Below are 17,960 nucleotides of genomic sequence, written 5' to 3' on the forward strand. Positions count from 1 at the left end.
CCGGCCCCGAGCGGCGAACGGCCCCGGGCGGCGGCGCGGTTCCGGACGAACCGGGGTGAACTGTCACCCGATCCGCACGAGTTCACCACGTGGTGTGCCCCCGATCGGCGCACCGTCACCCCCCGTCGTCATACTGGCGCGATGCCGATAGCCGAAGATCCGGAACCGCGCCCCTCCGGGGGCGACGAGCCGGGCGGGTCCGACCCGTCCGGGACGGGCAAGAAGGACCCGTTCGCCGACCTCGTCCTGGACGAGGAGTTCATCAGGGGCGCCGCCGTCCAGGAGCAGAGCGGGCGCACCCGCATGCTGTCCGCCCGGTGGAAGCACACCCCGCCGGTCGACCCGGGCGGCCGCCGCTCGGTCAACGACGGCCCGCGGGCGTCCAAGCGCCGGTTCGGCCGCAAGCCGAAGTCCGCCGCGCCCGACCCGTGGGGCAACCCGCGCCCGCGCCGCCGGCTGGAGTGGCGCGCGCCGCTGTTCGTCGCGCTGGCCGTCGCCGTGGTGCTCGCGGCGCTGAACGTCGACGCGCTGCGCGACTGGTACTCGTTCCGTTGGGGTGCGGGCGCCTCGGCCCCGCACTCGCCGGTGCCCACCGTCGCCCCGGAGACGGCCAAGCCGACGACCGCGCCGCCGAAGGCCCCCGAGGAGCAGCCGACCGTGGACCACCCGTGGGCCGGCTCCCCGGCCGAGGGCTGGCCGAACGGCGCGGAGGCCTTCGTGCTCCCCGAGGCCAAGGCCACCGGCGTCTTCTCCGCCGACCAGGTCGCCGCCCAGCTGCAGCTGGTCAAGGACTACCTGACCGCCGCCGACCTGGACCCGAAGACGGTCGGGGGCGGCCGGCCGGACGCCGCGCTCGCGCTGCTGCTGCGGGAGGAGCGCGACGGAGCGGTGGCCGCTCTGGACAACCCGTCCGAGAAGAACGACCCGACCTCCTGGTTCAGCCGCTTCGACCCGCGCGACGCCATTCCGGTGGGCGACGTGGTCAAGGTGCAGGGCCGGATGACGTACGAGGGCGACGGCGACAAGGGCGTCCTCGTCCACACCGACTTCAGCTTCGTGTACGCGCTGCGCCCCGGTCCGGACGCCGCCAAGCGGGCCATGTCGCCCAAGCCGCCGACCGGCGCCCCGCAGCCGACGAAGCCGGCCGCGCCCCAGGACGGCGCGGCCAAGCCGGCGGGCCTGCTCACGCCGAGCGGCGACGTGTCCGGGGACACCTGGACCACCCGCACCATCGTGCGCCGGGTGGAGACGTTCCGTTTCTACGACCCGGGCCGCTACCCCGTCGATCCCAGGAAGATCGCCTTCGGCGGGAGCCAGACGGACCCCGCCAACTCGGCCTGTGGCGTCTACGACGGCTACTTCCACCCGCAGTTCGACCAGTTCGCCGAGCTGCAGTCGGACGCTCCGGGCTCCCGGCCGACCGGCCCCGAGATCGACCCGTACGACCGCAGCAAGGACATCCAGCCGGCCGACGAGTGCGGATCCGTCAGCCGGACCTGACGATCAGCCCTTGCGCTTCCCGCCGGGTCGGCCACTGCGGCCGGCCCGGCGCTTCTCGTACTGCTCGACGGCCCGCTGGTGGGCGGCCCGCCGGACCGCCTCGCCCGGGGCCTCGACCAGGCTGCGGGCGAAGTAGGCGAGGAGCGAGCCGGCCCCGCCGATCATCCACACCGCGCCGAGCGACTTGTCCTCGGCCATCCAGCCGGTCAGCTTGTCCTTGCCCTCGGTGAGCACCTTCCAGGTGCGCCGCACGGCCATCATCGAACAGACCACGATGGCGGCGGTCAGCAGCCCGTTGAGGAAGCCGCCGTTGTCGGAGAGCGCGACGCCCTCGACGCCGAAGCGCAGCAGCAGCACCGCGGCGGCGGCCGCGGCCAGGGAGCCGACCGACACGGCGACCCGGCGCAGCCAGTAGCCGTTGTCCCGGTTCAGCCAGGTGGTGCCGAACCAGCGGATGGGCGCCGGCTCGGGGGCGCCGGCGGGAGTGGGGGCGGGGGTGGGGGGCTGCTCGCTCACACCGTCGATTATCACCCGGCCGCCGCACACGGCGGAGGAGCCGTCCCGGCCGGTGGGACGGCTCCTCCTCGTTGCGTGCTCCTCGTTCCGTACGAGGTGCCCCGTACGGGGCCCGTACGGGCTCAGCCCAGCTTGGAGACGTCGCGGACGGCGCCCTTGTCGGCGGAGGTGGCCATCGCGGCGTAGGCGCGCAGGGCCTGGCTGACCTGGCGGTCGCGGTTCTTCGGCCGGTAGCCGCCCGCGGCCTCCAGGGCGCTGCGGCGCTCGGCCAGGACCTCGTCCGGGACCTCCAGGGAGATCCGGCGACCCGGGATGTCGATGGCGATGGTGTCGCCGTCCTCGACCAGCGCGATGGTGCCGCCGGAGGCCGCCTCCGGGGAGGCGTGGCCGATGGACAGGCCCGAGGTGCCGCCGGAGAAGCGGCCGTCGGTGACCAGCGCGCAGGCCTTGCCCAGGCCCCGGCCCTTCAGGAAGGAGGTCGGGTAGAGCATCTCCTGCATGCCCGGGCCGCCCTTGGGGCCCTCGTAGCGGATGACGACGACGTCGCCCTCCTTGACGCGCTTGGCCAGGATCGCCTCGACCGCGTCCTCCTGGGACTCGACCACGACGGCCGGGCCGCTGAAGGTCCAGATCGACTCGTCCACGCCGGCGGTCTTCACGATGCAGCCGTCCTCGGCGAGGTTGCCGTACAGCACGGCCAGGCCGCCCTCGACCGAGTAGGCGTGCTCGACGCTGCGGATGCAGCCCCCGGCGGCGTCGGTGTCCAGCGACTCCCAGCGCTCGGACTGCGAGAAGGCCTCGGCGGAGCGGACGCAGCCGGGGGCGGCGTGCCACAGCTCGACGGCCTCGGCGGAGGACGAACCGCCGCGCACGTCCCAGGTCTTGAGCCACTCGGCGAGCGAGTCGGCGTGCACGGTGTGGACGTCCTCGTTGAGCAGCCCGCCGCGGTACAGCTCGCCGAGGATGGCCGGGATGCCGCCGGCCCGGTGCACATCCTCCATGTAGTACGAGCCGTTCGGCGCGACCTTGGACAGGCAGGGCACCTTGCGGGAGATGGCGTCGATCGCCCGCATGTCGAAGTCCAGCTCGGCCTCCTGGGCGGCGGCCAGCAGGTGCAGGATGGTGTTGGTCGAGCCGCCCATGGCGATGTCCAGGGCCATGGCGTTCTCGAAGGCGGCGCGGGTGGCGATCGCCCGGGGCAGGACGGAGGCGTCGTCCTGGCCGTAGTGGCGGTTCGCGATCTCGACCACCGTCCGCCCGGCCCGCTCGTACAGGTCCTTGCGGGCGGTGTGGGTGGCGAGCACCGAGCCGTTGCCGGGCAGCGAGAGGCCGATCGCCTCGGTCAGGCAGTTCATCGAGTTGGCGGTGAACATGCCGGAGCACGAGCCGCAGGTCGGGCAGGCGTTCTCCTCGATGATCGCGATGTCCTCGTCGGAGACGTTCTCGTTGACCGCCTGGGAGATCGCGTCGACCAGGTCGAGCTTGCGCACGGTGCCGTCGACCAGGGTGGCCTTGCCGGCCTCCATCGGGCCGCCGGAGACGAACACGGTCGGGATGTTCAGGCGCAGCGCGGCCATCAGCATGCCCGGGGTGATCTTGTCGCAGTTGGAGATGCAGATCAGGGCGTCCGCGCAGTGCGCGTTGACCATGTACTCGACCGAGTCGGCGATCAGGTCGCGCGAGGGCAGCGAGTAGAGCATGCCGCCGTGGCCCATCGCGATGCCGTCGTCCACGGCGATGGTGTTGAACTCGCGCGGGATACCACCCGCCTGCTTGATCGCCTCGGAGACGATCCGGCCGACCGGCTGGAGGTGGGTGTGGCCGGGGACGAACTCGGTGAAGGAGTTGGCGACCGCGATGATCGGCTTGCCGAAGTCCTCGCGGGCTACGCCGGCCGCCCGGAGAAGCGCCCGGGCGCCTGCCATGTTGCGACCGTGGGTGACCGTACGGGACCTCAGCTCGGGCACTGTGCTCCACTCCTTCGGGGCTCTCGCGGGCACCCCGCTGCTGGGAGGGTTCGGGGGCCGCTGTGGGTACCGAGCCTACGCCCGCCGTCCGGCCGGCGGACGGTCCGTCCGCGATGCGGGCAGGCGGCGCGGGGCGGGCCGGACAGCGGGAGCGGGCGGGCGTCGGGGCGGCGGCTCAGTGCCGCGCGACGGCCACGGTGAGGTCGAGGACGTACGGCTCGACCACCTGTCCGTCCGGGAACTCGGCCAGCAGCGCCGCGCGCTCGGCGGCGAGCAGCGGCTCGCGCCGCTCCGGGGCCAACGAGGCGAAGTAGGAGCGCGAGGTGAGGTTGTCGACCACCTGCTCGACGGACACCCGCCGCTGCCAGCGCAGCTGGGTGCGGCGGACCTCCAGCCCGGCGGCGGCGAAGGGGGCGGTCAGGTCGGCCACCCGGCCGTAGCCGTGGTAGCGGCCGGACAGCTCGGCGGACAGCCGCTCGTCCCGGGCGCGCACCCACGGGACGGTCTCGTCGAAGAGGTTCCACCAGGCGGCGAGGGCCCCGCCGGGCCGCAGCACCCGGACCGCCTCGGGGACGGACCGCCCGGGTTGCGTCCAGTGGAAGGCCTGGGCGTAGGTGATCAGGTCGGCGCAGTGGTCGTGGAAGGGCAGGTCGTCACCGCCGCCGCGAACCAGCGGGAGCTGCGGGGAGACGGCCTGGAACTGCGCGGCCATCCCGGCGGACGGCTCGACGGCGACGACGTCCGCGCCACGGGCGGCCAGCAGGCGGGTGGCGATGCCGGTGCCGGCGCCGACGTCCAGGACCCTGGCCCCCTTGAGCCCCCGGCCCCAGAACCGCTCCAGCTCGTCGAACAGTTCCTCCGGGTAGCCGGGGCGGCCGCGGTCGTACTCGGCGGCCACCGCGCCGAAGCTCCCGGCCAGCTCGCGGAAGTTGCGGAGTCCGCTGAACTCCTGGCTCCCCTTGCTCTCTTGGCCGTTCGTCACTTCTCCCCCTCGGTAGGGCGGTTGGCGGTTCGCACCCGCTCCGGCCGGACGGCTCAGCGTACGTGCGACGGGGTGGCCAGGTGCAGGCGGGTGAAGGCGAGGGCCTCGGCCAGGTCGGCCTCGCGTTCGGCGGGGGAGGCCGAGCGGCGGGTGTTGACCTCCAGCACCACGTGGCCGTCGAAGCCGGTGCGGGCGAGGTGCTCCAGCAGCTCGGCGCAGGGCTGCTTGCCGCGGCCGGGGATCAGGTGCTCGTCCTTGCCGGAGCCACTGCCGTCGGCCAGGTGGACGTGGGCGAGCCGGTCGCCCATCCGCTCGACCATGGCGAAGGTGTCGATCCGGGAGGTGGCGGCGTGCGAGAGGTCGATCGTGAAGTGCCGGTACTCCTCGTCGGTGACGTCCCAGCCGGGGGCGTAGGCGAGCATCTCGCGGTCGCGGTAGCGCCACGGGTACATGTTCTCGACGGCGAAGCGGATGTCGGTCTCGCCCGCCATCCGGTTGATGCCCTCGACGAACTCCCGGGCGTACTGGCGCTGCCAGCGGAACGGCGGGTGGACGACCACGGCGCTCGCGCCGAGCTTCTCGGCGGCCGCCCGGGCCCGGACCAGCTTGGTCCACGGGTCGGTGCTCCACACCCGCTGGGTGATCAGCAGGCAGGGCGCGTGCACGGCCAGGATGGGCAGCCGGTGGGCGTCGGAGAGCCGGCGCAGGGCGTCGATGTCCTGGCTGACCGGGTCGTTCCAGACCATCACCTCGACCCCGTCGTAGCCGAGCTTGGCGGCCAGCTCGAAGGCGACGGCGGTGCTCGCCGGGTACACGGAGGCGGTGGACAGCACCACCTTGGTGTCGGGGATGTGCAGGGCCGGGTGCCGGGGCAGCACCAGCCGGTCGGTGGTGCGCAGCAGCGGCGGTCGGGCGGCGTCGCGCTTGGCGGCCTTGACCGAGCGGACGGACTGGACGGCGGCCTTGGCGGCGCCGGTGGCCCGGGCGGTGCGGGTCTTCTTCGGGGCGGACTGCTGCGCGGCGGGGGTCCCGGCGGTGGGCTGGTGCCCGGGGGCCCGCTTCGGCCTCTTCGCGGCCTTCGCCGTCTTGGCCGCCTTCGCCGTCTTGGCCGCCTTCGCCGTCTTGGTCGTCTTCGCCTTGGCTGCGGCGGTCGTGGCGGCGGTCGTCTTCGCCGCTGCGGTCTTCGCGGTGCGCTGGGCGGCCTTGACGGCCTTCGCGGCCTGCTTGGCGGCCTGGGCGGCGGTGGCGCCCGTGACCGCCTTGCCGAGCCGGCGGCGCGGACCGTCCGGCCGCGACTGCCCGTTCCCGGGAGTGCGGCCCTCCTGCGTTCCGTCCTCGCCCGCTGGTTGCACCACGGGAGACAGCGTAAGCGGAGCACGCTGCGAACGGGACGGGATGACCGGCGCAGTGACCATCGGCACGTTGCCCCGGGCCCGGTCGGTCGGCGGCCCTCCGGGGCGCTCCCGGCCCCGGGGCGGGGCGTACGGGGGCCGGGTGGCCGCCCGGCGCGGCCGGGGGCGCGGACTACGGGGCCGCGCGCCCGGCTTACGAGGTGAGCGCCGGGCGGCGGCGGTCGGCCGAGCCGTCCATCGCGTCCAGGCGGCGCAGGATGATGCCCTCGCGCAGCGCCCACGGGCAGACGTCCAGCTCCTCCAGCCCGAACAGGTCCATCGCGGCGTCGGCGACCAACGCGCCGGCCAGCAGCTGCTTGGCCCGGCCCTCGGAGACGCCGGGGATCCGGGCGCGCTCGGCGACGGTCATCGCGGACAGCCGGGGCAGCCAGGAGGCCAGCCCGCTGCGGGTGAGCCGGCGGTCGGCGTACGGCCCGGCGTCGGCGGGGGCGGCGCCGGTCATCCGGGCCAGCTGCTTGAAGGTCTTGGAGGTGGCGACGGCGTGCCGCGGCGGGCCGAGCCGGGTGATCTCGCCGACCACCGTGGCGAGCTCGGCCCGGATGTGGCGTCTCAGCTCGCGCAGCCCGTCCGGGTCGGCGACGTCCCCGGGCAGCCAGCGGGCGGTCAGCCGGCCGGCGCCCAGCGGCAGCGAGCAGGCGACGTCCGGCTGCTCGTCCAGGCCGCAGGCGATCTCCAGCGAGCCGCCGCCGATGTCCAGGTTGAGCAGCCGGCCCGAGGACCAGCCGAACCAGCGGCGGACGGCCAGGAAGGTGAGCCGGGCCTCGTCCTGACCGGAGAGCACGCGCAGCTCGACGCCGGTCTCGGCGGTCACCCGGCGCAACACCTCCTCACCGTTGGCGGCCTCGCGCACGGCGGAGGTGGCGAACGGGAGGATGTCGACGACGCCCTTGTCCTCGGCGACCCGCAGCGAGGAGGCGACGTGGCCCACCAGCCGCTCGATGCCGGCCTCGCTTATCGCGCCGTCCGCGTCCAGCAGCTCGGCCAGGCGCAGCTCGGCCTTGTGCGAGTACGCGGGCAACGGAGCAGCGCCCGGATGGGCGTCCACCACGAGGAAGTGGACCGTGTTGGAACCTACGTCGAGCACACCGAGTCGCATAACTCTCCACGCTACGCGATCCGGGAGCCGCCGAGCGGGGGTGTGACGGTATTCGCGCTGGTCCGGGACCGGTCGGCGGGCGGCGGAGCGGGGGTCCGGCGGCCCCGGGCGTCCCTCACCGCGGGCCGCCCCTCACAGCAGGCCGTCCCACAGCTGCTCCACGATGACGGCCCACCAGTTCTCCGGGTCCGCGAAGACCGTGCCGTCCACCGCCGCCAGCGCCCGCTGCAGGGCGTCCACCGCCCCGCCGGCGGCCACCGGGTCGAGCCCGCGCAGAGCGGGCCACCAGTCGGCGAACACCTCCAGGCAGCGGACGAAGGCGCGCAGGTCGGCGTTGCAGTGGCGGGCGGTCGCGTAGTCCGGGTCCACCGCCCGGACGGCTCCGGCCACCGGGTCGAGGGCCAGCAGCGCCCAGCCGTCCGTCCCCAGCAGCAGCTGCCCGGCGAGCGCCAGGCGCTCCCGCTCGGCCACCCTGGTGCCGCGGCCCAGCTCGGCCAGGTACCCGGCGAGCGGGGGCAGGACGCCGCCCTGGCGGGTGCCGTCGGCGATCGCGTCCGGCCCGGGGTGGTGCAGGGCAAAGAACCCCGGCACGGCCACCGGGACGCCCACCGTCAGCAGCAGCGCGGCCGCGTCCCCGGGCAGCTCGGCGCGGGCGACGTCGGCCGGCTCGAAGCGCTGGACGCCCGCCGGGCCGAACCGCTCCGCGAGCCGGGCGGCGAGCGCCGCGTCGGGCTCGTCGGGTGCGGGGCGCACCGCGCGGGGGAAGGGCACCCGGTTGCGGGCCGGACCGTCCGGCGACGCGGGCAGCGCCCGTACGGCGGCGGCCCGGTGGTCGAAGCGCGGGCCGTACGGGAGCTCGAAGTCGATCCGGACGTGCGGCAGTTCGGCGGCCAGCGCGTACGACCAGTAGCCGCCGGGCAGGGCGCTCGGCCGCAGGTCGGTCCGGACGGCCAGCACGTCCCCGGCGGCGACGCCCTGCTCGCGCAGCCACCACCAGCCGCGCAGTGCCGGGTGCGGCAGACCCGCCGCGGAACGCAGCGCCAGCGACCGCTCCTCGCCGGTGCCGTCCCGGTAGGTCAGCTCGGCCCGGGCACCCCGGCCGGTCGCGGGCGGGAGGGTCGGGTCGTAGCCGCCCGCGCCGACGAAGTCCCGGTACAGCCCGACCACTTCGTCCACCGGCACCGAGGGCCACACCGTGAACCGTCCGCTCTCCCGGTCCACCACGGCGCAGGCCGCCCCCACCTCCTCGGGCGCCCGCCGCTCCCCCGTCCGCGGATCCACCACCACCCGGGCGGGCTCGGCCCACACCACCCAGCCGAGCTCGAACTCATGGGTGCACACCCGCCGCACCGCCCCGGCCCCCTGCGGCAGATCCCCGTTGATCCACCGGTGCCCCGCCTCCACCGCCTGCGCCCGCGCAATCACCCGACCACCCCGTCCGTCCACTCCCAGCCCCATCCCGACCTGACCCGCGACCCTACGCCCCCATCACCACCCCCTGCGCGAGAAGTCGGACGGGCCGACTTCCTGTGGGGGCCTCGTGGTTTCCGCCGGGGTGGGTGGCCCGGGGAGTCGGGGGGCGGCTTCCGGTGGGGGCGGGTCAGGGGGTGGGGGTGAGGGGGCGGCCTTCGGGGGTGAGGGCGATGGCCCAGAGGCCGTGGGTGGCGGGGTGGAGGGGGGTGGGGGCCTGGCGGGCGAGTTGGTGGTCGAGGTAGGTGACGGTGTCCTGGTGGTTGACGGCGTTCCAGGTGTGCGGGCGGCCGTAGGCGTCAAGGGTGAGCAGTACGGCCTGGGAGCCGTGGCCGGCGCGGCGGAGGTCGTCGGCGAGGCGGTCGAAGGCCGGGCCGCCGTCGCCCAGGTCCCGGAAGGGGGCGCCGAGTTCGCGTTCCGCGCGGTCGCGGCCGCCGCGTTCGCCGGCGTCGCCCTCGGTGGGGATGCGCGGGGCCGCGCAGGTCGGGCGGCCGGTGTAGCACTCGACCGCCGAGAGGGCGATCTCCAGGCTGTTGTTGGCCCGGCCCGGTTCGCGGTGGCCGCCGTCGTTGACGACCTCCGCCCAGCCGCCGACCGCCGGGTCGGGGTGGCGGACGGGCAGGCCGTCCTCGTCCCGGGGCACGCGGCGTTCGACCTCGGCCTGGTGCTCCGGGTCGACCGGCCCGAGCCCGCCCGGCAGGCCGTACGGTCGGCTGTCGGTGATGCTGCGCGGCCGGACCGTCGGGTCCTCCGGCTGGGCTCCGTGCCGTGCCCGCAGGGCGAGTTGGAGGGCCATCGCGTGGGCGGTCGCGACCGGGACCGCACCCCAGGCGAGGGTGGGGTCGGCGAGGCCCGCCGCGTTCTCCCGCCGCCGGGCCTCCCCCGGGTGCGGCTCGGGCCGGCCGATCACCGGGGTGGTCCCGACGATCGGGGGTGCGGCCGGAGGCGGCGGGGCGGCGTGGACCGGCGGTCCGACGACCGGGTTCGGCGCGGCGCCGGCCGGGGTCCTGGCCCCCGGAGTGCCGGGCTGCGGCCCGCCGACGGCCGTACCGCCGCCCACCACACCACCCACCACACCACCGGGGCTGCCGGACGCGCCCGCCCCGACGCCGCTGCCGAACGGAGCCGCCACGTTCACGGGCCCGCCGCCGCTGCCCGCCAGCGGCCCGGGCCCGACGGTGCCGACCGGCCCGGGCGCCGGGTACCCGCCGTGCCCGCCATACCCGCCGCCGTACGCCGGGGCCGCGAACTGCCCGGGCACCGCGACCGGCCGGACCGTCGGCGGGGCCTCCGGCGCCGGGCCGTGCGAGGGACCGCCGACGGACGGCGCCGTGACGGGCGCGACCGGCGCACTCACCGAGTCCGTCCGTACGGTCACCGGCCCGCCGCCACCGCCCCCGACCGCACTGCCATGCGAGGAGGCCGCGGGCGCCTGGAGCGGGTAGTCCCCGTCCGACCAGCCCGCCGACCCGCCGCCCTGCCGGACCGGAGCGGCACCGGACGGCACCGACGGCGCCGAGTCACCGCCACCCCCGCCGCCACCGCCACCCGCCGCCCGGTGCTGCCCCGCCGAGCCCCAGAGGCCACCCCCGCCCCCGGCCGCCACCGCACCCGAGCCCGCACCCGCACCCGCACCCGCCGAAGCGCCCGCCGCCACCGCCACATCCGGGCCGCCGACCACCGCCCCCGGGTCCGCCACCGCGACCGAGGCCACCTTCACGGCCCCCGGCACCTTCGGATCCGCCGGCCCGTCGGGCGTCCCACCCGCCGACGGCCTGTCGGCGCCGGGCTTGTCGCCACCCGGCCCGTCCGCCCCCGGCGTGAGCCCGGCGATCGGCACCCCGCGGACCGCCTTGCCGTCCTCGTCGGTGAGCACCGGCTGCCCGTGCTCGTCCAGCCGGACGGCCAGGTCCGCGACCCCGACCACCGGCTTCCCGTCCGGCCCCGGGACGACCAGCAGCCCGGCGGCGTCGGCCACCGGCGTGCCGTCGGCGCGCAGGATGACGGGCTGCCCGTCCGGGCCGAGGACCGGCTTGCCGTGCTCGTCCACCTTGACCGTCAGCCCGGGCACGCCGACCAGCGGCTTGCCGTCCTTCCCGGCGAGCAGGACCAGCCCGGAACCGTCCGCGCCGAGCACGCCGGGTTCGCCGAGGGCGGCGGGCAGTCCGGCGGCGAGCGGGTCGAACGCGCCGGCGCGGTACGAGGCGGCGGTGATCCCCGTGCCCTGCGCGGTGCCGAGCTTCAGCAGGGCGACGGCGGCGGGCTCCTTGAGCGCGCCGGACAGGCCGTCCTTCATGGCGCGGCCGAGTTCGGCGAGCAGCCCGCCGATCTTCAGCGCGGCGGCCTCGACGGCGACGGCCGCCACCCCCGCCGCGACCTGCTCGGCGGCGGCGTTCTTCAGCTTGGTGGCGAGGCCGCCGACGGCGGTCTCCAGTCCGCCGACCACCCCGCTCTTCGTCGGGTCGCCGTCGGCCGCCGCGGCTGCCCGGCCGGCCGCCTCCTTGGCCTTGGCCGCCTGCTCCTCGGCCTGCTTGAGCTCGGCGGCGAGCTGCCGCAGGGTCGCGATGATCTCGGCCTTGCAGGTGTCCACGGCCCGCGCGGCGGTGTCGAAGGCCCCGGCGACCAGCCCGACCGCGCTGTGCGCGTCGTCCAGGTGGCCCCTGCCGCCGCCGCTGAAGCCCTGCCAGTACGCGCCGAAGGCCTCGACCGCGTGGCCGGAGTTGTCGGCGGTGACCCGCCGGACGGACTCGCCGCAGCGCCGGGTGAGCCGGTCGGCCTCCTTGCCGAACTCGCGCCAGACCCCGGCGGCCTTGCGCAGGCCCTCCTCGTCGGCCTGCGGCCACTGCTGGCCGGTCCTGGCCAGCACCGGGGCCAGTTCCTCGGGCAGTTTCCTGGACACGCGCTTTCCCCCTTCGAGCCGGTCCGCCTCGAACCGGTCCGTCTCGAACCGCTCCGCCCCGGAGCCGGTCCCCCTTCGAGCCGCTCCGTCCTGGAGCCGGATCGGTCAGACCGACTTGTCCCCGGGGACGACGGGAACGGCCCCCGGGGTTGCCTCGGGCGCCGTCGAGTACACCGCGGACGTCACCACCGGCACCCCCGAACCCGCCGCCGCCCCCGAGCCAGCCGTGGCCCCGAACCCGCTCGCCGCCGAGCTGTCCGTGTCCGCCGTCCGCGCGGCCATGGTGTGCAGCCCGGCCCCGACCCCGGCCACCCGCCCGGCCAACCCCCGCAGCCCGCCGACGAGTTCGCCGCGCGCCTGCCCGTACACGGTGGCGAAGCCGCTGCCCGGCTGGTCCGCGCCCCAGGGCGCGCCGATCGCGGCGAGACCCTCCTCCAGGGCGGTGACGGCCTTCGCCAGCTCGCCGCCGAGCTTCTCGAACTCCCGCCCCTCGCCGTGCAGTTCCCACGGCCTGAGGACGAACTCCCCACCCGCGCGGCCGGACGCCCCGGTGCTGCCGCCTGCCATCCCCGTACCTCCCCGTAGCGGACCCGTAGCGGACCGGCCGCCATCCTAGGCACGCCGCCGGGCCCGCCCGCACGCCCCGCCGGACCTCTTCACCCCGCCTTCACCCCGGCGTCCCCGCGGCCGGGAGCCGCCATCCCTCCCGCCCGCGGAACCACCCCCGGAACCACCCCCGGAACCACCCGCGGAACCGCCACCGGCACCGCCATCGGCACCGCCATCGGTCCCGCCACCGCGCCACCACCCCCGAAAGCTCTACCCTTGCCGGGTGGCACCAGCAGAAACGTCCAAGAAGAAGGCCAAGGCGAAGCCCAAGGCCTCCCCCGCCCCCGTCGACCTCGCGATGCCGACCCTGCGCCGCGAGATCCCGCGCGACGAGGTCCCGCTCGACTTCCCCCGCGCCTGGGTCGAGTTCGCCGACCCCGCCGACGAGGAGCAGGTCTTCCGCTGCGACCTCACCTGGCTGACCTCCCGCTGGTCCTGCGTCTTCGGCCAGGGCTGCCACGGCATCCGCGAGGGCCGGGGCGAGTCGGACGGCTGCTGCACGCTGGGCGCGCACTACTCGGACGAGGACGACGAGCAGCGCGTCCTGGGACACGCGGCCCGGCTGACCCCCGAGCTGTGGGAGAACTTCGCCGAGGGCACCGACGCCAAGGGCCGGATCAGGTCCGACGGCGGCATCACCATGCTGGACGAGGACGGCGACCGCCAGACCCGCCGGGTCGGCGGCGCCTGCATCTTCGTGAACAGCCCGGACTTCGCGGGCGGCGCCGGCTGCGCCCTGCACGCGCTCGCGCTCAAGGAGGGCCGCGAGCCGCTGGAGACCAAGCCGGACGTCTGCTGGCAGCTGCCGATCCGCCGCACCTACGACTGGATCGACCGCCCCGACGACACCCGCTACCTCCAGGTGTCGATCGGCGAGTACGACCGCCGCGGCTGGGGCCCGGGCGGCCACGACCTGCACTGGTGGTGCACCGGCGCCCCGGCGGCCCACCAGGGCGCGGAGCCGGTGTACGTCAGCTACCGCCCCGAGCTCACCGAGCTGATGGGCAGGGCCGGCTACGAGGTGCTGGCCCGGCTGTGCGAGGAGCGGATCGCCACCAAGGGCGACCGCAAGGTGGCCCCGCACCCGGCCGACCCGGTCAAGAAGCCCAAGAAGGCCTGACCGGGGCACCAGGACGTCCGGCCCACCGGGCGTCCTGGTGGGCCGGAGCCCGGAAACCCGAGGCCGGGCCCGGGACCCTACTTGTCGATGTCCCCGACCACGAAGAACATCGACCCCAGGATCGCCACCATGTCCGCGACCAGCGTCCCCGGCAGCAGCTCGGTCAGCGCCTGGATGTTGTTGAAGGACGCCGAGCGCAGCTTGAGCCGCCACGGCGTCTTGTCGCCGCGCGAGACCAGGTAGTAGCCGTTGATCCCGAGCGGGTTCTCGGTCCACGCGTAGGTGCTGCCCTCGGGTGCCTTGAGCACCTTGGGCAGCCGCTGGTTGACCGGGCCGGGCGGCAGTGCGACGAGCTTGTCGAGGCAGGCGTCGGCGAGGGCCAGCGAGTTGAGGGTCTGCTCCAGCAGGCACTCGAAGCGGGCCAGGCAGTCGCCCTCCTCGCGGGTGACCACGGTGAGCACCTGCCGCAGTTCCTCGGAGCCGTACGCGAGGTACGGCTCGTCGCGGCGCAGGTCGAGGTCCAGGCCGCTGGCCCGGGCGATCGGGCCGCTGACGCCGTACGCCTCGGCCTGCGCCCGGGTGAGGACGCCGACGCCGGCGGTGCGGGCGCGGAAGATCTCGTTGCCGAGGACGAGGTCCTCGAAGACCGGCAGCTGCGAGCGCACGGTGGCGACGGCGGTGCGGACCCGGCCGAGCCAGCCGGCCGGCAGGTCCTCCTTGAGGCCGCCGACCCGGTTGAACATGTAGTGCATCCGGCCGCCGGAGGCCTCCTCCAGCACGTGCTGGAGGTCCTCGCGGCCGTTGAAGGCGTGGAAGACCGGGGTGATCCCGCCCAGCTCCAGCGGGTACGAGCCGAGGAACATCAGGTGGTTGAGCACCCGGTTGAGTTCGGCGAGCAGGGTGCGGATCCACACCGCCCGCTCGGGGACCTCCATGCCGAGCATCCGCTCGACGGCCATGACGACGCCGAGTTCGTTGGAGAAGGCGGAGAGCCAGTCGTGCCGGTTGGCCAGCATGATGATCTGCCGGTAGTCGCGGGCCTCGAACAGCTTCTCGGCGCCCCGGTGCATGTAGCCGATCACCGGCTCGGCGCTCACGATGCGCTCGCCGTCGAGCAGCATCCGCAGCCGCAGCACGCCGTGGGTGGCCGGGTGCTGCGGGCCGATGTTGAGCACCATGTCGGTGGTGCCCGCCGCGCCGGTGAAGTTCTCGGCTCCCGCCCCGATGCCGACCGTGGTCTCCCTCATGCTCCCAGAGTCTGCCATCCCGGCAGGCCCGCCAAGCTCACCGGTTCCGGCATGCGGACGGCCTGCACCAGCCACCCGAAGGCGCCGAGGCCGCCCGGGTCGGTCAGCTCGGCCCCCTCCCCCGCCCCACCGAGCGCCCGCAGGTAGCCGGCCGGGTCGCTGGAGGCCAGCGCGAGCGCCGGGCGCTCGCCACTCACGCCGAGCGCGCGCAACGCCTCCCGCTGGGTTGTCCACAGGCTGTGGAGACCGGGCACGGCGGCGGAGTCCAGCGCGACGTGCGCGGTGACGTCGCAGGAGCCGTCCGGCACCGGGGCCACCTCCCGGCCGTCCCGGAAGCCCGCGTACGTGCCGAACGGCGGCCGCCGCCCGGCAGTGTGCCCGTAGTCGACGGCGACGGCCAGCCCGCGCTCCAGCCCGGCCACGGCCCGCGCCCAGGCGGCGTCGCGGGGGGCGCCGAACTCCACCACCTCGCCGGGCTCCGCGGCCGGCCACCAGCGGCTGGCCCAGGCCGCGTCGGCCGCCGAGACCGGCTCGCCGAGGCGCTGCTCGCCGGTCGCGGTGTCCACCTCGAGGTAGCGCAGCACCCCGTCCTCGTCCACCTCGCCGGCGTCCAGCGGGACGTTGTCCAGCCACTCGTTGGCGAACAGCAGCCCGGTCACCCCGCGCGGCGGCTCGTCCGTCCACAGGGCTGTGGACGGCAGGCCGGCCGGACGCCCGGCGATCTCCACGCCGTACGGGCGCAGCCGCGCCAGCACCGGCGCGGGCAGTTCGGCCAGGACCCCGGTGAGCAGTTCGCCCCGCCCGGCCCCCATGTCGACCAGGGCCAGCTCCTCCGGACGGCCGAGGGCCTCGTCAACCTCCAGCAGCAGCCGGGCCACCGCACGGGCGAACCTCGGTGAGGCGTGCACGGAGGTGCGGAAGTGCCCGGCCGGGCCCTCCGGCCTGCGGTAGAACCCCTGCCCGGGGTCGTACAGGGCCTGTTCCATGGCGGGCGCCCACCGCATCCAAGTCATGGGGCCGGACGCTACCCGGCGGGGGAAGGACCCTCCCAATCGGATCAGGTGCTTCTCCGACCTACGGAGTAGGGCGGATCGCCCTACCGGCGGACCTGGGCACACCGGGCGACTGCCTACGCTGGACACGTGCATCGACTCAACGCCTGGCTCCGCCGTCACCCCATGGTGGTCGACGCCGCCTGGGCGGCGATCGTGCTGTTCTTCGGCCTGATCCCGAACGAGGCCAACGTCGACGAGGGCTGGCGCTTCGACGCCTCGATCGCGCTCGCGGTGCTACTGCCGCTGCTGATGGTCTTCCGGCGGCGCTTCCCCGACCTCACGGTGGTCGCCGCCACCTGCGTCGGCGTCGGCCAGGTGATCGCGGGCGTCACACCGGGCTTCTCCTCGGTCGCCTACCTGGTCTTCGCCTACACGGGCGCCGCCTTCGGCCACAAGTGGACCTCCCGACTGGCCCTGGCGGCCGGCCTGTCCGCCGGGCCGCTGGTGTTCTGGCAGATGAAGCCGGTGAAGACGGTCTTCGACGGGGCCGGCGACGCCCACACCCGCCCGTACGGCTTCGGCGAGGCGGCGATGATCACGCTGCTGATGAGCACGCCGTTCATCCTCTGCTGGGCCTGGGGCCGGCTGACCAGGGTCCGCCGCGCCTACCTGACCGAGCTGGAGGACCGCGCCGCCCGGCTGGAGCGCGAGCGGGACGCCCAGTCCAAGGTGGCGGTCGCCGCCGAGCGGGCCCGGATCGCCCGCGAGCTGCACGACGTGGTCGCCCACAACGTCTCGGTGATGATCGTCCAGGCCGACGGCGCCGCGTACGTCCTGGACAACTCCCCGCAGCAGGCGAAGGAGGCGCTCGGCACGATCGCCTCCACCGGCCGCCAGGCGCTGGTCGAGATGCGCCGGCTGCTGGGCGTGCTGCGCACCGCCGACACCAAGGCCGAGGAGTACGTGCCGCAGCCGGGCGTCGAGGAGCTGCCGGAGCTGCTGGAGCAGGTCCGCACGGCCGGGCTCGACGTGGACTACGCCACCTCCGGGCAGCCGCGCGAGCTGCCGCGCGGCGTCGAGCTGACCGTCTACCGGATCGTCCAGGAGGCGCTCACCAACGTCCGCAAGCACGGCGGCCCCGACGTGCACGCCCGGGTCGCGGTCGACTTCGGCGAGCGCGAGCTGGCCGTCCTGGTGGAGGACGACGGGCGCGGCAGCACCGACGAGCACCTGACCGCCGGCGGCGCGGACGGCCTCGGCCACGGCCTGATCGGCATGCGCGAACGCGTCGGCATGGTCAGCGGCAGCCTCGACGTGGGCCCCCGCCCCGGCGGCGGCTTCCGGATCCGCGCCGTCCTGCCGCTCAAGGCGGCCCACTAGCCCAGTCCGCCGTCCACCCCTCCAAGGAGTCCCACCTTGACCATCCGCGTGATGCTCGTCGACGACCAGGAACTGCTGCGCACCGGTTTCCGGATGATCCTCCAGTCACAGGGCGACATCGAGATCTCCGCCGAGGCGGGCGACGGCGCGCAGGCCCTGGAGAAGCTGCGTCACACCGAGGTGGACGTGATCCTGATGGACGTCCGGATGCCGCGGCTGGACGGCGTGCAGGCGACCCGCCGGATCTGCCTGGCCGAGGACGGCAGCCCGCTGCCGAACGCCCCGCACGTGCTCATCCTCACCACCTTCGACCTGGACGAGTACGCCTTCGCCGCGCTCAAGGCCGGCGCCAGCGGCTTCCTGCTCAAGGACGTCCCGCCGACCGAGCTGGTGGCCGCGATCCGCGCGGTGCACGGCGGGGACGCGGTGGTCGCCCCGACCACCACCCGCCGGATGATCGACCGCTTCGCCGAGGTGCTGCCCACCCCGCAGAGCGCGCCCGGCTCCGACGCCCTCGGCCCGCTGACCGAGCGCGAGCGGGAGGTGTTCCTGCTGGTCGCCCAGGGGCTGTCGAACGGCGAGATCGCGGCCCGGCTGGTGCTCTCGGAGGCCACCGTGAAGACCCACGTCGGCCGGATCCTGGCCAAGCTGGGCCTGCGCGACCGGGTCCAGGCCGTGGTCCTGGCGTACGAGGCCGGTCTGATCCGGGCCGGGGCCGCGGACTAGCCGCCTCGGGCCCGGACGGGCCGCGGCGGCGCCCGTACACT

General features: G+C 75.3%; 14 protein-coding genes. 4 read left to right on the forward strand and 10 right to left on the reverse strand.

Translation table 11 applies throughout. The features are described 5' to 3' along the window. Positions 1 to 141 precede the first annotated feature (141 nt). The gene (locus tag ACGF13_RS01730; RefSeq protein ID WP_392867743.1) at positions 142 to 1,500 is read left to right on the forward strand and encodes a hypothetical protein; all 1,359 of its coding nucleotides are present in this window, start codon (positions 142 to 144) and stop codon (positions 1,498 to 1,500) included. A 3-nt stretch (positions 1,501 to 1,503) separates the two neighbouring features. Here the strand turns inward: ACGF13_RS01730 and ACGF13_RS01735 are convergent, their stop codons facing one another. The 8 genes from ACGF13_RS01735 to ACGF13_RS01770 all read right to left on the reverse strand — a co-directional run bounded on the left by ACGF13_RS01735 (position 1,504) and on the right by ACGF13_RS01770 (position 12,409). Further along, complete coding sequence (locus ACGF13_RS01735) at positions 1,504 to 2,016, reverse strand: hypothetical protein (protein WP_392867746.1); 513 nt, start codon at positions 2,014 to 2,016, stop codon at positions 1,504 to 1,506. Between the two features lie 122 nt (positions 2,017 to 2,138). Further along, positions 2,139 to 3,983: a dihydroxy-acid dehydratase gene (gene ilvD, locus ACGF13_RS01740; protein WP_392867748.1), complete on the reverse strand. Its 1,845-nt coding sequence runs from the start codon at positions 3,981 to 3,983 to the stop codon at positions 2,139 to 2,141. Between the two features lie 175 nt (positions 3,984 to 4,158). Then, positions 4,159 to 4,965, reverse strand: a complete 807-nt coding sequence (locus tag ACGF13_RS01745) for a class I SAM-dependent methyltransferase (protein WP_392867751.1) — start codon at positions 4,963 to 4,965, stop codon at positions 4,159 to 4,161. Between the two features lie 53 nt (positions 4,966 to 5,018). Then, positions 5,019 to 5,822: a sugar phosphate isomerase/epimerase family protein gene (locus ACGF13_RS01750; RefSeq protein WP_392868758.1), complete on the reverse strand. Its 804-nt coding sequence runs from the start codon at positions 5,820 to 5,822 to the stop codon at positions 5,019 to 5,021. A gap of 688 nt (positions 5,823 to 6,510) precedes the next feature. Then, the gene (locus ACGF13_RS01755; protein WP_392867753.1) at positions 6,511 to 7,473 is read right to left on the reverse strand and encodes a Ppx/GppA family phosphatase; all 963 of its coding nucleotides are present in this window, start codon (positions 7,471 to 7,473) and stop codon (positions 6,511 to 6,513) included. A 132-nt stretch (positions 7,474 to 7,605) separates the two neighbouring features. Continuing rightward, positions 7,606 to 8,814, reverse strand: a complete 1,209-nt coding sequence (locus ACGF13_RS01760) for an SUKH-4 family immunity protein (RefSeq protein WP_392867756.1) — start codon at positions 8,812 to 8,814, stop codon at positions 7,606 to 7,608. 259 nt (positions 8,815 to 9,073) lie between these two features. Then, positions 9,074 to 11,842 (reverse strand): toxin glutamine deamidase domain-containing protein, encoded by a 2,769-nt coding sequence (locus tag ACGF13_RS01765; protein ID WP_392867758.1) that lies wholly within the window; start codon positions 11,840 to 11,842, stop codon positions 9,074 to 9,076. A gap of 105 nt (positions 11,843 to 11,947) precedes the next feature. Then, positions 11,948 to 12,409: a hypothetical protein gene (locus ACGF13_RS01770; protein WP_392867760.1), complete on the reverse strand. Its 462-nt coding sequence runs from the start codon at positions 12,407 to 12,409 to the stop codon at positions 11,948 to 11,950. A 265-nt stretch (positions 12,410 to 12,674) separates the two neighbouring features. Here ACGF13_RS01770 and ACGF13_RS01775 point away from each other — a divergent pair, with 265 nt between their 5' ends. Next, positions 12,675 to 13,571 carry a hypothetical protein gene (locus ACGF13_RS01775; RefSeq protein WP_392867763.1) on the forward strand — a complete coding sequence of 299 codons (897 nt, stop codon included), beginning with the start codon at positions 12,675 to 12,677 and terminating at the stop codon, positions 13,569 to 13,571. A gap of 77 nt (positions 13,572 to 13,648) precedes the next feature. Here ACGF13_RS01775 and ACGF13_RS01780 read toward each other — a convergent pair whose 3' ends face one another. Continuing rightward, positions 13,649 to 14,818 (reverse strand): NADH-quinone oxidoreductase subunit D, encoded by a 1,170-nt coding sequence (locus tag ACGF13_RS01780; RefSeq protein WP_392867765.1) that lies wholly within the window; start codon positions 14,816 to 14,818, stop codon positions 13,649 to 13,651. Beyond that, a complete protein-coding gene (locus ACGF13_RS01785; protein WP_392867768.1) occupies positions 14,815 to 15,831 on the reverse strand; it encodes an SAM-dependent methyltransferase in 1,017 nt (338 codons plus the stop codon). The genes ACGF13_RS01780 and ACGF13_RS01785 overlap by 4 nt, the downstream gene beginning before the upstream one ends. A gap of 165 nt (positions 15,832 to 15,996) precedes the next feature. Between ACGF13_RS01785 and ACGF13_RS01790 the strand changes: the two genes are divergently transcribed. Next, the gene (locus tag ACGF13_RS01790; protein WP_392868760.1) at positions 15,997 to 17,193 is read left to right on the forward strand and encodes a sensor histidine kinase; all 1,197 of its coding nucleotides are present in this window, start codon (positions 15,997 to 15,999) and stop codon (positions 17,191 to 17,193) included. A 36-nt stretch (positions 17,194 to 17,229) separates the two neighbouring features. Then, a complete protein-coding gene (locus tag ACGF13_RS01795) occupies positions 17,230 to 17,919 on the forward strand; it encodes a response regulator (RefSeq protein WP_392867770.1) in 690 nt (229 codons plus the stop codon). Positions 17,920 to 17,960 lie beyond the last annotated feature (41 nt).

Source organism: Kitasatospora sp. NPDC048286 (assembly GCF_043201735.1).
Classification (GTDB): Bacteria; Actinomycetota; Actinomycetes; order Streptomycetales; family Streptomycetaceae; genus Kitasatospora.